The organism is Acinetobacter sp. WA-87, from assembly GCF_039938935.1.
Classification (GTDB): domain Bacteria; phylum Pseudomonadota; class Gammaproteobacteria; order Pseudomonadales; family Moraxellaceae; genus Acinetobacter; species Acinetobacter seifertii.
The window spans coordinates 696,068-711,269 of record NZ_JBDUVF010000001.1 but is presented as its reverse complement, the minus strand read 5'-3'; the positions used below and the strand labels follow the sequence as shown (position 1 = coordinate 711,269).

Below are 15,202 nucleotides of genomic sequence, written 5' to 3'. Positions count from 1 at the left end.
ACAGATTCATAAAATGATTTACAATTCATTTTATTTGTTAGAGAATAAATTATGAGCTATAAACGATCATCTTTAATGCAGGAGCGGATGGAGCAAAATCGAAAGTCGATTTTGAATTCAGCCAGAAAAATAATTTCAGAGGGAGGATTTAAAGACGCGCAAATACAAACAATTGCAGAGCAAGCGGGTGTATCTAGTGGACTGGTTTATCGCTACTTCGATAATAAAAGCCAAGTGCTCATTGAAGTTTTGTCTGATGCAATTAATACAGAGCTATTGGTCATCGATTCGATTACCGAAAGTGATTTATCGGCAAAGCAGAAATTACATAAGGCGGTGGCAACCTTTGTAAAACGGGCACTGAATAGTCCTCAGCTTGCATATTCACTTATGTTTGAACCCGTCGATTCAACGGTTGAACATGAGCGTTTTCGTGTGAAGCAATTGATTAAACAAAGTATTAAAAAAATACTTGCGGATGGAAATGCAAGTGGTGAGTTTGTCTTGGATGATTTAAACACAGCAGCACTTTGTGTAGTCGGTGCCATGACCTATGTGGTGGTTGAACCTCTAGACCCAGCTCAAAATACAAAGTTTGATCATGCACACAAAGACTATTTTTCAAAACAGATTGCTGACTTTTGTGTGGATGCTGTGCAGAAAAAATAGGGCATATAAAGGATAAAACAACACAAAATAAGTAGTTTGGAAAAGTAGTTGCAGTAACAACAATTAGATCAGGTAAGAAGAGAATTAGAAGAATCAAGGAGAATGATTCAATGCAACAAGAACGGTTAAGCTACGCCTCGGGACCAAGTACACAGCCCTTACTGGGTATGACCATTGGTGAACAATTTGATCAGGCCTGTTGGCAATATGCTGAAAAGGAAGCAATCGTTAGTTTTCATCAAAACAGACGATTAACCTATAAAGCTTTACAGGATGAAGTAAATGCTTTTGCTTGTAGCCTTTTAAAATTGGGATTAAAAAAAGGAGATCGGCTAGCCATCTGGTCGCCTAACTGTGTGGAATGGACAGTTACCCAATTTGCAGCTTTTAAAGCAGGAATTATTTTAGTTAACCTGAATACAGCTTATAAGAGCCATGAACTTGAATATGTGTTGAATAAAGTCTCATGCAAAGGATTGATTATAGCTTCTCAATTCAAAACCACTGATTACCAAGAATTACTCACAAAAATTGCCCCTGAGTTAACCAACAGTCCAGATAAAGTGCTCAGTTCAGCGCGGCTGCCACATTTAAAATTTGTCATTAAAATTGATGACCAACAGCATACGGGTATTTATCGTTTTAGTGATTTAGTCACCACACCAACTTCTGAGCAGCTTGAACAATTAAAACTATTAACCAAGCAGCTCCAGTTTGATGAAACCATTAATATTCAATTTACCTCAGGTACAACAGGTAACCCTAAAGGGACCATGTTGACCCACCATAATATTTTAAATAATGGTTATTTTGTTGGTGAAGGCATTCGCCTTACACCTCAAGATAAAGTCTGTATTTCTGTGCCTTTGTTTCATTGTTTTGGTATGGTCATGGGGAATTTAGCCTGTGTTACGCATGGCGCAACCATGGTCTATCCATCGGCGGTATTTAATCCTTTAGAAACTTTAAAAGCGATTCATCAAGAACGTTGTACGGCAGCTTATGGCGTGCCAACCATGTTTATTGCCACCTTAGAACATGAACAGTTTAATGAGTTTGATCTGTCGAGTTTAAGAACGGGCATTATGGCAGGTAGTCCTTGCCCACGTGAAATTATGCAGCGTGTCATAGATCGAATGCATATGTCGGAAATTACCATTTGTTATGGCATGACTGAAACCTCGCCAGTGAGTGTACAAAGTTCGGTAAATGATTCGATTGATAAACGAGTGAGTACCGTTGGGCATGTTCATCCGCATGTTGAAATTAAAATTGTCGATTTAGAAGGGCAGATTGTTCCGCAAGGCACTTTAGGTGAGCTATGTGTTCGTGGTTATTCCGTGATGGCGGGTTATTGGGGTGAAGAAGAAAAGACCCGTGAAGTGATTGATACAGCTGGCTGGATGCATACGGGTGATATTGCCGAAATGGACCAAGACGGTTTTATTAAAATTAAAGGTCGTATTAAAGATGTGGTGATTCGTGGTGGGGAAAATCTGTTTCCAAAAGAGATTGAAGACTTTTTATATACCCATCCAGATGTAAGTGATGTTCAAGTGATCGGCTTACCAGATGCCAGATATGGCGAAGAACTCTGTGCTTGTATTATTTTGCATGAGCATCACCAAATTGATGAAAACAGTATTCGCCAATTCTGCAAAGAGCATATTTCTCATAATAAAGTGCCGCGCTATGTCCGATTCTTTAATGAGTTTCCAATGACAGCTTCAGGCAAAGCGCAAAAGTTTAAATTGCAGGAAATTATGCGAGCGGAACTTAATTTAACGGGAAATGTCTTTGATTAAAGAAGACTAAAGTCGGGTCAACATGCAGCAAACTATAAATTAAAAGGCAGTTTAAATAGAGGATAAGAAAAATGGCAAAAGACTTTAATAGCCCAAAGGTAGTCGAAGGATATGACGAACATATTCGTAAATTAATTCCGGGTTATGAAGTCATCCATCTACAGGTGGATGCCATTTTGCAATCTATGTTGAAACCTAATGTTCATATCTTAATTGTAGGTTGTGGTACGGGTTATGAACTCGAATATTTACTTAAAAGACATCCTGACTGGAAATTTACAGCAGTTGACCCATCTTTAACCATGCTGCAAAAGGCACAGGAACAGGTTGAACTTTTAGATAAATCTTCACAAGTGACTTTTATTCATGGTGATACTTCAGCACTGCCTTTGGAAGCATGTTTCGATGCTGCATTGTCTATTCTTGTGGCGCATTTCGTTGCCGATGATATAAAGCCTACTTTCTTTAAAGATATTTATGATCGTTTAAAAGAAAAAGCAGTTTTGCTTACCTATGACCTCATGACCTGTATAAACCCAATGCAACTTCAAGCATTGCGTTATTTGTGCTTGGCACAAGGTCTAACAGAAGAGCAGTGTCAAAAAATGCTAGAGCGTATGGCACAAGACTTTTTTAGCCTAACCACTGAGGGGTATATAAAACTTTTGGAAAAAACTGGCTTTGAAAGCGTACAGCCTTATACGCAAATTTTGACTTATCAGGGGTTTATTGCAAAAAAATAATACTATTGGGGAATATAAATAAGGTCTTAAAACCGAATATTCTCAATGTGGATGAGAATATAAAAATGAAAAATTAAACAGTCGCTTTTACTGCTTTAGGGAGGATAGGACTAAAAATATGAGGGAAGGTCTTTCTTGTGAAAGAAAGGCAAATTTTCAAGGATCTATTTTAGATAGTTACATAACAAAAAGGATGTCGAGATCTTTAAGTCTGTTTAAAGGTCTAAAGGAAAATTTCATGATGAAAGTTTTAAATACAATGGTTCAAAAAAGCCTATTGGCGGTTTCTGTGTCTTTACTTATGTCTTCTGCTTTTGCGGGGCAAGTAAACCCTGAAATAGAGCAACTTCGCCAAGAAGTAAACGAATTACGGGCAATGCTACAGGCCGATATACAAACTCAGAAATCTTTAACCCAAGAAAAAGTAGAACAAGTCACACCTGTCGTTACCCCAGTTTCGCAATCTATACAACAAGTACTAACTAAATCTGGTACAGAATTTAACTTATATGGTTATATGCGAGCAGATGCTTCTTACCAAATCAAGGGTGCATCTACGATGTATAACAATATTAGTGGGGTTCCACTTGAACATACGCCAGAAGAATCTGCCCAGAAGGACCAATTGCACAGTACGGTTTATGTGACCCGTTTCGGATTGAATTTTAAAACACCGACAACTGCTGGCGATGTGGGTGGAAAACTGGAAATGGACTTCTTTGGGGCTGCTACTCGTGATCAGTTCCGTATACGTCATGCTTATTTAACTTTTGATAAATGGTTGATTGGTCAAACATGGTCGACATTTATTGCACCTGAATATTACCCAGAAACGATTGATGCAGGTACATTTGTAGGTAGTGCCTTGCTTAGATCGCCAATGGTTCGCTATAGCGATAATTTAACGGCAAATACAAGTTTTGCAGTATCAGTTGAAGACCCGAAATATACTGCGGCAACAGACCCAGATAACAAAATGCGTTTACCTGCTTTAGTGGGGCGCTTAAATCATAAATTTGCCAATGGTTCGATGCTTTCAGGCCGTAGTTTTATTGCAGAAAAAAGAACCAATAATGACAGTGAATGGGCTTGGGGCGTAGGTTTCGGCGGTAAATACCAAATGACATCCGATACTTTACTTAAAGCCGATTATTACCATGTCAAAGGCGATGGACGCTTCTTATTGTGGAGCAATAGTGGCTATGCAATAGATGACCAGAACAACATGCATAGCAATGAATTTGATACGGTGTCTTTGGGGGTAACTCATCAATTTACACCGAAAATTCGCTCGACTTTAGCTTATGGTTATATGAAGGCCAAAGATAATAACCGTTTTGCCGAATTACAGCACAATAGCACGACTCAAAACAAAGAGCTTTGGCAAGGCTGGGTAAATACGATGTATAACCCATACAAACCAATTACCTTAGGTGTTGAGTATGTATATGGCGAACGAGAAACTTTCGATGGTCGTAACGGGATTGATAACCGCTTCAACATGATAGCGAGTTACGATTTCTAAATAGTTATTCCCATCAGGTGAATAGGTTCACCTGATGGGGCAATTATTAATTTTTAGTAATTTGATCTAAATCTACCAATTCCGCCATGTGTTGATTACCACGGTCATTCGGATGTAAATGATCTCCTGAATCATAAATTGGATTTAACCGATCAGGATGTTTTGGATCTTTTAAGCCGTTATCGAGATCAAGTACACCATCAAACGTATGACTGGTTCTTATCCATTGGTTAATGCGCTGACGTAATTGATCTTTGTTGGGTTGATAGTAATTATCTAAAGGGGGGTTAGGTAAAGCGCCTGAAAACGGAAGTAAAGTAGCACCAATCACCTGCATGCCTTGTTTGTGAGCTTCTCTCACAACACGTTTATAACCTTCGGTTAATGCTTCAAAAGAAGGTATTTGCTGCTTAGAAGCAAAGACTGTACCGGGCCATGAAATGTCATTAATACCAATCAAAACAATTAAAGTTCTAACTCCAGTATATTGAAATACTTCACTGTTTAAACGGTTTAAAACACTATCACCCATACCATCGGTAAGTAATCGATTTCCTGAAATTCCACTATTAATAACTGCTACTTGGTGTGCTGATAAACGTTTCGCTAAAAAATCGGTCCATCTCGTATTTGCATCTAAGGTTGCAGTTGCACCGTCGGTAATTGAGTCTCCAATAACAGCAACCACCTGAGCTTTCTGTTTGGGTTTTACCTCGATTGCTGATAGTAATAATCGCGCCGTTGCTGTTTTGGCATCAGTTGGCGTAGTTAAATTTGTTGTCTGATTTCCCTTAATGAGCCAACTGGTTTGTTTCGCATCCCAATGGAAAGTTTTAAACGTTGTTGGTTTTTGGATAAAGCTATTCACCACCAATTGAGTATGGTCAGGAACAGCTAACTCGATTGGATCACTTACCAGTTGTTTGCCCGGTAAAATTTTTGCTTTAAGTTGACCAGAAAAATAAACAGGATAGGTGCTCTTAGATTTCAGGCTTGCTGCGCTCGCTAAACCAATTGTTGTTTGATCAATATAAAGTGGTTGCTCGCCATATTGATTGGTAAAAACAAGCCGAACAGCTTCACCACCTAAACTAATTTGGCTTAGCTGCCTAATTGTTTGGTTGGATATTTGCTCTGGAATAAGGGTGGGAAAAACGAAGTCTTTATTCCAGACTTTTTGAGGACTCGCAGACCAAGTGGTAATCCACTGGTGCTGTGGTACTTCAGCTTGTGCAACGCTCATAAATAAAGTCAAAGAAAATAGGGTAGCTTGATGAAGTTTCATTTCGTGAACTCTTTAAAACGAATTAAAGTTATCTTGAAATAAATTGATGCCTTGTTATAGCGGGCTAAGCGGAATAAGATTTGTGAATACAATTCATAAATAAATTTTGTTATGTCTTATTTTGATATTAATCGATCTGGTGAGTTGGCAATTTTTATACGGGTGGTCGAGCTTGGAAGTTTCTCTGCCGTTGCACGAGCATGTGATATGACGCCATCTGCGGTCAGTAAGTTAATTTCTCGGTTGGAAAAAAGACTTGGTGTCAGACTGCTGAACCGTTCGACACGCCAGTTTCAGCTGACGAGTGAAGGATGCCAGTTTTATGAGCAAGGGCTTCAAATACTCAATAATTTAGATGAACTTGAACAATCCGTTACTGCAAATCATATACCACAAGGGGGAATCAGAATTCATACCAGTCTTTCATATTGGACGCATTTTTTATTACCGTGTATTTCCTTATTTAATCAGCGTTATCCACAAATTGAGTTAGAGGCTCATTTGAGTGACGAAGTGATTAATTTAGTTGAGCAAAGAATTGATGTTGCAATTCGGACAGGGCCATTAAAAAGTTCAAATTTGGTGGCTCGCTCACTCGGGAGTACTCATAAAGTTTATGTATGTTCACCCGCATATATTGAACAGTATGGTTGTCCCGAACATCCAGATGAACTGCATGAACATCAGCTTTTAGATGTAAGCTACCAGCGCCAGAACAAAACTTGGCTATTTAAAAAAGCAGATCAGGAAATTAACCTAGCACCCATCAAAGATGTTAAAAGTAAATAACGGTGAAGCTATTTTACAATTGGCCCTTGCAGATGTAGGTATTGCTCAGCTTAATGAATTTCAAATTCAAAACGCATTACAGCAAAAACAACTCGTTAAAATTCTTGAAGACTGGAATATCAAAGCTTTTGAAGAATTTCATGCTGTTTGGATTGGTCATGATAAATATGTCCCTAAACGTGTACGTGTATTTTTAGATTTTCTGGTAGAACATGCCCTTATAAGTTAGATAGCTATTTTCTAGCACTAAATTGGCACTGTCGCATTGTTGTATTCATGGTGTCTACAAAGTTCATTTTGGCATCAATATTCTGCAAACTCACTTTTGGTAAGTTTTCAACAAATTGTGGTGAATAGTGTTGTTCCAAAGAGTTATAAATACAATTACACTGTGAAAGGTCATGTCCTGCCCAAACACAATGTGCATTAAATTCTTTTTTGCTCAATGGTCTGCATCCTATTAAATTTAAAACACTTATCGCAAGCAGGCTCACCAGAACAAAACGACGTAGAAAAAACATTATTGTTACTCTGCATAGGTTGTTGTTATCGCTAAGTGATGTTGATAGAAGTTCTTATCTTTATGCGGTTTTTTTGAATACATAAAACTCTTACCTAAACTTATATAGATGGGTAGGTAAAAGGATTAAATAAACAATTTTTGAACTCTATATAAGGTTTTTATTTTAGAGAGATGTGAGGGGTGATCTCTAAAAAATGCCTGAATAAGTAAAAGATGTCGAATATAAATATGATTAATAAAAGAATTTAAAAAATATAAAATAATAGTCATGAGTGACTCCTTAATTAAAGAAGTTACGCCCATTCATTGCTAATCATTATGGTGGTGAAACGAAAGAGGGTTAGCAGACTGATACCTAAGAAACCAGCACACCCGAAGGTGTCCCACTCTCGTTCCTCCATCAAAGGCACGAGGGGCTTCACACCAAAAAACGTGTTTTTAGTGCACTTAGGTAGACGGTCTGCTAAAACCGACTGACAAAATTGGTCAGCGCGAGCATCATAAGCTGAGCATTAGAGTGGGTCAATTGCAAAAATAAAAGATTGATTTATATAATTTGATATAAATATTTGCCTGTTTTTATTTAGAAAATAGAAAAACTAAAACGCATAACATTAATATAACTCATTTTTATTTTACGTGAGGTGTTGTTTTTTAATCATATATATCAATTATTTATTAATTGTTTATTTATATAGTATATGAGTGTCATTAATTGGATGTATCGTTTTGCTAAACTATTTAATAATTCTATTTTTATAAGTTGGACTATGGAGTGCATACACTGCATGCCAAAAAATAACCAGAATTTCAATTGCAATAAATATAATTTTACTCATCATATTTTAGGTTTTTACATAAGCTTGCATAATCTACAAAAGTTAAGAGAACCACAGCAGTAGGCCAACATAAGATAATGCTATTCATAAACCTACATTTTAATATTTATAAAGGTAATTTAAATGGTTAGAATCTTTTGTGCAGTGAGTATGGTACTTGTAATAGCTATGGGCGTGAGCGCATGCCAAGACCGCATTCAAGAAATGATGGAATGCATGGAGCAAGTGATCCAGCAGCACCTCATGATATGAATAGAAAGTCACAATAATTAGTTTTCCTTAACAAAGCCTACTTATTAAGTGGGCTTTTTTTATTGTTATTTTATCTAAAAAATATAGCATAATAAAAATTAAATATATGAAAATATAATATTTATCAATTATTTATTATCTATTTTCTGCTTGGGGATCTAAGTGTTACTGAATTGTTGTAAAATGAATATATCTTTTCAAAAAGTTAATAAAACAAACACAATAGCTTACTTATATTCATCCAAAATTCATTTTAGTAATAATGAACTATAAAGGTAAGGATATGCCCCAATATTTAAAAATAGCTGAGAAAATATATCAAAATGTCAAAGAAAAAAAAGGGTTTACGGATGAGCCGATGGAAGATCTTAACAACTTGATGATCGAACTCAGACATGAAATAAAAGGGACACAGCTAAAGCTTTTATATAATTATATTGATTTCGCTGAGCTGCTAATTAAGCCTTTGTAAGAGTCAAAAATTAAATTGGATTTAAGTCTTATTCCTAAAAGTAAAAATACACAGGAGTTTGTACTCTGGCTTGCTGGTTTTATTGAGCGGATTACTACGGGTGGACAAGAGAAATTACCTCCAATTCGGGCCAAAATTACATTATCAGCTTATGCATATGAGGAAACTTATCCTTCACAGAAAAAGCCGGTAAATAATGGCGAAGAAATAATTGAATATTTTAAGAAAAATCAAAATTGATTTTTAGCGAAAACCTGACTTGATTATCTAAGTCAGGTTTTTATTTTGATAAGCTAGTAATTATAGATATTTAAGATGAGATGTATGTTTGTACATTTTACAGAAGGAACTTGCATTAGCGATTCGGAAATTTATGGTGTAAAGCAAAAAGTGAGCAAAACAAAACAATAAAAAAGCCTATTTCCCAGGGCCAATAGGAAATAAGCTTATAGCTTTGGACCGTTTGAGGATGTTAAATATCATCCCATGCATCTTTAATGGCTTGTTTCGCATGTTCCCATTTTAAGCGAGACTCAGCTTTGAGTTCTTCCCATTTTTGCTGCAAACTACTTTCCATGTCTTCAAACTGAGTTCCTTCCTTAGATTCAGAACGAGCCCGATGACCAAGTTCATAAGCTGTAGAAAAGTCACGATCATAATCTAGATCTGGTGTTGTTAATTGCGCTTCTTGGTAATAAGGTCGGGTAAGATAGCTTTCACGCCAGCGCGAGTCAGAATAGTTATGATCGCCAGCTACTAGTTGAGCATGATCTGTATTTTGATCTGTCATTAGAATTCCCTCATATTTTATTAAATTTTATGCTTATATTAGATTTAGGAAGGTGAGTTCACCTTCCTAAATGATCGACCGCATCAAAGAACAATTACAAACGATTAACGTTGTTGGTTGTTATTTGAATTTTGTTGGCCAGAATCTTTTTGGTTAGATCCTTGTTGTTGGCCGCGGTTATCATTTTGCTGTTGCTGCTGATTATTGCGTTGTTGATCGTTTTGCTGTTGGTTACCGTGTTGTTGTTGATTACGGCTGTCATTTTGCTGTTGTTGCTGTTGCTGTTGCTGTTGCTGATTATTGCGTTGATTTGCTTGATTATTAGTAGTGCTCATTTTTTAATACCTCATATCAATTATGACGATGTGTTTTATCTGAGAGCTTCAGATAGGGTTATTAAAACATGTAGCTTTTAAATGTGTAGGGTGGGGGTGTTACCCCATATTTAAATGTAAATTTAAAAGTTATCAATTTTAAATAACTTGCTGATTTTTAGTTAATGTGATTTTTAGTCATAAACATTATTAATATGAATGTTTAAAAAATTACATTTCAGCACATAATATTTAAGAAAGATAATAAATATTTCCAAATGTATATTTGTTAACTTTTTATATAATTTAAGAGGCTTTTTCATCTAATATAATAAGTTTTATATCTTGAGTAATATAGTGCGTCAAATTTCTAAGTTTTAAAAAGGCTGGTCCTTTTAAAACACGTCTAAAATTATAAAAATTATTTTTATAATATATTGAATAAAAGAACGTTCCTACAGGTTTTTCCTCTGTTTCAGAACCCCTTTTTTTTAAGAGGCCTGTGCAGGCAACATACAGGTCAGCATGCAAAAGTTCCTTTCCTTTATTAATCATTTCAACAGTCACTTGCATTGATTCGGCAGTATATTTTTCAATAAGTTGCTCTGAAATATGCAGGGTGTTTTCCTTTACTAGAAGATCATAACTTACAAGACTACCTATAAGGATATCTCCTGAATAAGGACTCAAAGAAAAACGATAAGCAAGATAGCCAGCAGAAGCGCTTTCAAAAAAAGCAATTTTGATTTTCGTATCTGCTAATAATTTACAACATGAATTAAACATTCTAATTCTCCCTTTAATTATTTTTTAAATGTTATAGAACTATTTGAAATTTTGATTAGTTATTTTTTAACATTTTACTTTTGATGGTTAAATTAATGTAAATTTAGATTAATTTTTGCAAATTTTATATAAAAACAGCAGCTTAAGTAATTCTAAAAGTTTAAATGTAATTTTGCGTTAATTTGTATATCTTTGAATTTTTTTGATTTATACGGTTTATCTTAATTTTTAATAACGCAAAATAACAAACTTAAAACTTGATTATAATTCAGGTCACGTATGGTAATTGATATCTCACAAACGGAGAATAAAAAATGCCTGTTGTAGTGAAAGAAAGATTATTAGACTTATTACAAGATAATCAAAAAAATTATTATGAATTGTTTGTTTTTTTTCTTGATCCTGATGTTTCAAGTTTTGAGAAAGAGAAAAAGGCAAGAGATTTTCTGATTAAAGAGATTGAAAAATTAGAGATAGAGGAAATAGATTTTCCTTCAGATATCAATTCGATTAAAACATGGTGTGAGAACGATAATAAAAAAAATTGTCAGGGATTTCAGGCATATTTAAACCGTAGACAAGCTGGTCAAGATAGAGAGTATTTTCAGAATGTTGCTCAGGCATTTGAATTTCTCATAAAAATATCGCCGACTAAAAAGGTCGATGGTGCATGGTTATATAGCTCAGTGCATTATTGGAATGATCCGGTCTTTCATGAACTCATTATTACTTATTTGGAAGAACTTGGTTTAGGAGAACCGAAAGCGAACCATGTTTGTATTTATGATGACCTTTTACGTAGTCTCGGACTCGACAGTTTCGATTTACTTTTAGACGACGAATACTATCATCAAGCAGTCGTTCAGCTAGCACTAGGGTATGCACCACCTGAGTTTATTCCTGAGATGGTCGGTTTTAATTTAGGATATGAACAGCTTCCACTGCATCTTTTAATTTCAAATTATGAGCTTGCCGAATTAGGCATTGATTCTAAATATTTTAATCTACATATCACCATTGATAACATTGACAATGGCCATGCCCATAAAGCCATTAAAGTTATTGAAGATATTTACAACAAATACAGAGATAAAGAGCTTTTCTTTACCAAGTTAAAACAAGGTTTTGCCTTGAATAACCGTGGTGAATCTTCCTCAAATATTATCAAGAATTTAAGTCTTGAAGACTTTGTTCATAAAATTTTGAAAAGAAAGGCACTTGTCGGGCAGCTCATTCATAACGAAACCAGACAGTTTGGCTGCAAAACCATTAATCAATGGTTATCAAACCCTGATGATATTGCAGGTTTGATCACTCATTTAACTGAACAGAAATGGATTAAGTTTAATACCGACCCTGAACAGAGCGTGTTCTGGCGGATGATTAATGAAGAAAATGGAAAAATGTTTGGGGTATTTAACCCTGTAGAGCGCCAAATTATTCATGACTGGATTGCTGGTAGTGATCATTCTTCTAACTTCTTGGCATACAGCCGAGAACTTAAGAATAGCCAGCGTATTCAGGACTATTTATTTAGCTATATCTCTGATGGCGAACTTGATGCACTGCAACAGCGCGTGCTGCAATCAAGCGATCTTGCAATAAAAATATGCAAACTTACCCCATTTCTAGCCCCTGATTCTCATCATAAAAGTATTGGTCTTTGGAGTACTCGTAAATACGTAGAACTTCTTTTTCCTTATTTAGGTACGTTTAAAAACTAGTTTGATAAACGTTTTTAACCTCAACCCCAAGTTTAACTTTCAAAACATAGGTAATGGATATGAACGACAAAACTAAATTAACTAATAAAACAAGTGAAATGGCTGGCGCCGATGCAGCAAATAAAGCCAATACTACCCAGAAAACTGAACAGTTAGACAAAGTAAGAGATGATGCAACCAATGAGGCATTAACCACCAATCAGGGGGTTAAAATAGCGGATAACCAAAATAGCTTAAGAGCGGGTATTCGTGGCTCAACTTTATTGGAAGATTTCATTTTAAGGGAAAAAATCACCCACTTTGACCATGAGCGTATACCTGAGCGTATTGTGCATGCGCGTGGTGTAGGGGCACATGGTTATTTTCAGGCATATGAAGGAAATGAACGTTTAACCAAAGCTGGGTTTTTAACAGACCCAACTATTCAGACGCCAATTTTTGTACGTTTTTCAACAGTACAAGGACCACGTGGTTCAGCCGACACAGTCCGTGATATTCGTGGTTTTGCCATTAAGTTTTATACCCAAGAAGGTAATTTTGACTTAGTGGGAAATAACGCACCTGTTTTTTTTGTGCAAGACGGGATTAAGTTTCCAGACTTTGTGCATGCAGTAAAACCTGAACCCGATACAGAAATCCCGACGGGTGCAACTGCACATGATACTTTCTGGGATTTTGTGTCTTTAGTTCCTGAGTCTGCACATGCAGTAATTTGGGCAATGTCAGACCGTGCAATTCCACGTAACTTACGTTCAATCCAAGGGTTTGGTGTGCATACCTTCCGTCTAATTAATGCCGAAGGTAAATCACACTTTGTGAAATTTCACTGGACACCAAAACAAGGTTTAAGTGCGCTGGTATGGGATGAAGCTCAGAAACTTGCAGGTAAAGACCCCGATTTCCATCGTCGTGATCTTTATGAAGCAATTGAGCAAGGTTTTTATCCAGAATGGGAACTCGGCGTGCAGATTGTTGAAGAAGAAGATGAAATGAACTTTGACTTCGATTTATTGGACCCAACCAAAATTATTCCTGAAGAATTAGTTCCTGTTACGCCCATTGGCCGATTTGTTTTAAATAGAAATGTTGATAATTTCTTTGCTGAAACAGAGCAGGTGGCTTTCTGTCCGGGCCATGTAGTACCTGGTATTGATTTTACAAATGACCCACTTTTACAAGCACGTCTATTTTCATATACAGATACCCAATTAAGCCGTTTAGGTGGACCAAACTTCCACCAAATTCCGATTAATAAACCAGTGTGTCCATTCCATAACAATCAACGTGATGGTATTCATCAACATACTATTCATAAGGGCCAAGCTTCATATCAACCAAACTCAATTGATGGAAATTGGCCAGTTGAGACACCGCCAGCAGCATCAAATGGTGGTTTTGAAAGTTATCCTGAAAAAATCAGCGGACATAAACTTCGTCAAAGAAGTGAGACATTTTCTGATTATTTCTCACAGCCTCGACTTTATTACAAAAGCCTTGCGCCACATGAGCAAAAACATGTGGTCGATGCCTATACTTTTGAGTTAAGTAAAGTTCAAAGAAAACATATTCGTGAGCGCCAAGTTCAACAAATTTTGGCAAATATCGATCTCGATTTGGCACGTCAAGTCGGTGCGAACCTAGGTATTGAAGTGCCTGACTTAACCTTAGATTATAAGAAAATAGCAATTGAAAAATCCGCCAAGTTATCTCTTTTAGCTTTCCCACCTGAGGATATTCAAGGTAGAAAAATTGCTGTACTTATTCATAATCTTGTGAAGTCAGATACACTTGAAGCTATTAAAAATTGGGCGATTAAAGAAGGTGTGGTTGTTCATTTACTAGCGCCGAGCTTGGCTCCAGTAAAAGACCATAAAGACAATATTATTGTAGCTGATGGTATGCAAATGGCTGAACCTTCAATTGCTTATGATGCTGTAATTGTTCCAGATGGCGATAATTTAAATGCAGTGATGCAAGATGGTGTAGCACGTCATTATGTACTCGAAGCTTATAAGCATTTAAAACCAATTGCATTTTTAGGTAATAAATCTGATTTGCTTGAGCCACTTGGTTTAGTTGCAGATGAAGGAACTTTAATAGAAGATGAGTTCCAGCATATTGCGGAAAAATTTAAAAATCTGATAAAAACTCATCGTGTTTGGTCACGAGAACAAATAGCCGCACACGTACCGGCTTAAATAAAGAAGCCCTGAAAGTTAATTTTTTAACTAAATGAAATTGCGGCCTTAACTATGACAATAATGTGGTAATCAAAAACGCGATGCCTCTGGACGTTTTACGTCTTAAGCAGACAGTTTTTGAGAATAAAGGAGGCATAATGCCTCCTTTATTTTATAATTTTTATAAACTTATGAATGAGTAAGAGGGTGTAGGCCTTTTACAATATCTGTAAATTCTGAGCCATTTAACCAAAAAGATTTCTTTAAAAATAGTGTCGTCATAATACTTTCGGCTGCTTCACTTTCCGGATTTTCACAGAAAATTCCGTAGCTTTCACCTAATACCGCATCATTTTCAATAAGACGGATAAAGTAAGCATGTTGCTCATTTGCATAACCTAAAACTGCATCACGTTGATTTTTCATTTCGCATGTCTCCATACCAAAAACTGAATCTAACTCATATTTAAGTGTCCAGAATTTCATTTGATAAAAATCAAAACAGT

General features: G+C 36.1%; 13 protein-coding genes and 2 pseudogenes. 9 read left to right on the top strand and 6 right to left on the bottom strand.

Translation table 11 applies throughout. The annotated features are described in order from the left end of the window. Positions 1-51 precede the first annotated feature (51 nt). From ABFY81_RS03445 to ABFY81_RS03430, 4 genes are all read left to right on the top strand, one after another. Positions 52-669, top strand: coding sequence for a TetR/AcrR family transcriptional regulator (locus ABFY81_RS03445; RefSeq protein WP_000120687.1), 618 nt, complete (start codon positions 52-54; stop codon positions 667-669). Positions 670-779: 110 nt separating this feature from the next. Then, complete coding sequence (locus tag ABFY81_RS03440) at positions 780-2,474, top strand: AMP-binding protein (RefSeq protein ID WP_347913030.1); 1,695 nt, start codon at positions 780-782, stop codon at positions 2,472-2,474. A 71-nt stretch (positions 2,475-2,545) separates the two neighbouring features. After that, positions 2,546-3,217, top strand: coding sequence for a class I SAM-dependent methyltransferase (locus tag ABFY81_RS03435; RefSeq protein ID WP_347913029.1), 672 nt, complete (start codon positions 2,546-2,548; stop codon positions 3,215-3,217). A gap of 241 nt (positions 3,218-3,458) precedes the next feature. After that, on the top strand, positions 3,459-4,742 hold the full coding sequence (locus tag ABFY81_RS03430) for a DcaP family trimeric outer membrane transporter (RefSeq protein ID WP_347913414.1): 1,284 nt from the start codon (positions 3,459-3,461) through the stop codon (positions 4,740-4,742). Between the two features lie 46 nt (positions 4,743-4,788). Here the strand turns inward: ABFY81_RS03430 and ABFY81_RS03425 are convergent, their stop codons facing one another. Then, the gene (locus tag ABFY81_RS03425) at positions 4,789-6,027 is read right to left on the bottom strand and encodes an SGNH/GDSL hydrolase family protein (protein ID WP_347913028.1); all 1,239 of its coding nucleotides are present in this window, start codon (positions 6,025-6,027) and stop codon (positions 4,789-4,791) included. Between the two features lie 111 nt (positions 6,028-6,138). On the opposite strand from ABFY81_RS03425, the pseudogene ABFY81_RS03420 reads away from it, so the two are divergent. Beyond that, positions 6,139-7,045, top strand: a pseudogene (locus ABFY81_RS03420) (LysR family transcriptional regulator). A 4-nt stretch (positions 7,046-7,049) separates the two neighbouring features. On the opposite strand, the gene ABFY81_RS03415 reads toward ABFY81_RS03420, so the two are convergent. After that, entirely contained in the window at positions 7,050-7,337 is a 288-nt protein-coding gene (locus tag ABFY81_RS03415) for a hypothetical protein (RefSeq protein WP_019457659.1), read from the bottom strand. A 964-nt stretch (positions 7,338-8,301) separates the two neighbouring features. Here ABFY81_RS03415 and ABFY81_RS03410 point away from each other — a divergent pair. Next, positions 8,302-8,430, top strand: coding sequence for a hypothetical protein (locus ABFY81_RS03410; RefSeq protein WP_347913423.1), 129 nt, complete (start codon positions 8,302-8,304; stop codon positions 8,428-8,430). A 283-nt stretch (positions 8,431-8,713) separates the two neighbouring features. Continuing rightward, positions 8,714-9,142, top strand: a pseudogene (locus ABFY81_RS03405) (hypothetical protein). Positions 9,143-9,374: 232 nt separating this feature from the next. Here the strand turns inward: ABFY81_RS03405 and surA1 are convergent. The 3 genes from surA1 to ABFY81_RS03390 form a co-directional block, all read right to left on the bottom strand. Further along, on the bottom strand, positions 9,375-9,692 hold the full coding sequence (gene surA1, locus ABFY81_RS03400; protein ID WP_086497038.1) for a surface antigen protein 1: 318 nt from the start codon (positions 9,690-9,692) through the stop codon (positions 9,375-9,377). Between the two features lie 104 nt (positions 9,693-9,796). Beyond that, the gene (locus ABFY81_RS03395; RefSeq protein WP_347913027.1) at positions 9,797-10,027 is read right to left on the bottom strand and encodes a hypothetical protein; all 231 of its coding nucleotides are present in this window, start codon (positions 10,025-10,027) and stop codon (positions 9,797-9,799) included. A 285-nt stretch (positions 10,028-10,312) separates the two neighbouring features. Further along, on the bottom strand, positions 10,313-10,792 hold the full coding sequence (locus ABFY81_RS03390) for a CinA family protein (protein WP_347913026.1): 480 nt from the start codon (positions 10,790-10,792) through the stop codon (positions 10,313-10,315). Positions 10,793-11,106: 314 nt separating this feature from the next. On the opposite strand from ABFY81_RS03390, the gene ABFY81_RS03385 reads away from it, so the two are divergent. Both ABFY81_RS03385 and katE read left to right on the top strand, forming a co-directional pair. Continuing rightward, positions 11,107-12,516, top strand: a complete 1,410-nt coding sequence (locus ABFY81_RS03385) for an iron-containing redox enzyme family protein (RefSeq protein WP_347913025.1) — start codon at positions 11,107-11,109, stop codon at positions 12,514-12,516. Between the two features lie 53 nt (positions 12,517-12,569). Continuing rightward, a complete protein-coding gene (gene katE, locus ABFY81_RS03380; protein ID WP_347913024.1) occupies positions 12,570-14,714 on the top strand; it encodes a catalase HPII in 2,145 nt (714 codons plus the stop codon). A 171-nt stretch (positions 14,715-14,885) separates the two neighbouring features. Here katE and ABFY81_RS03375 read toward each other — a convergent pair whose 3' ends face one another. After that, positions 14,886-15,122: a hypothetical protein gene (locus ABFY81_RS03375; protein WP_004702323.1), complete on the bottom strand. Its 237-nt coding sequence runs from the start codon at positions 15,120-15,122 to the stop codon at positions 14,886-14,888. Positions 15,123-15,202 lie beyond the last annotated feature (80 nt).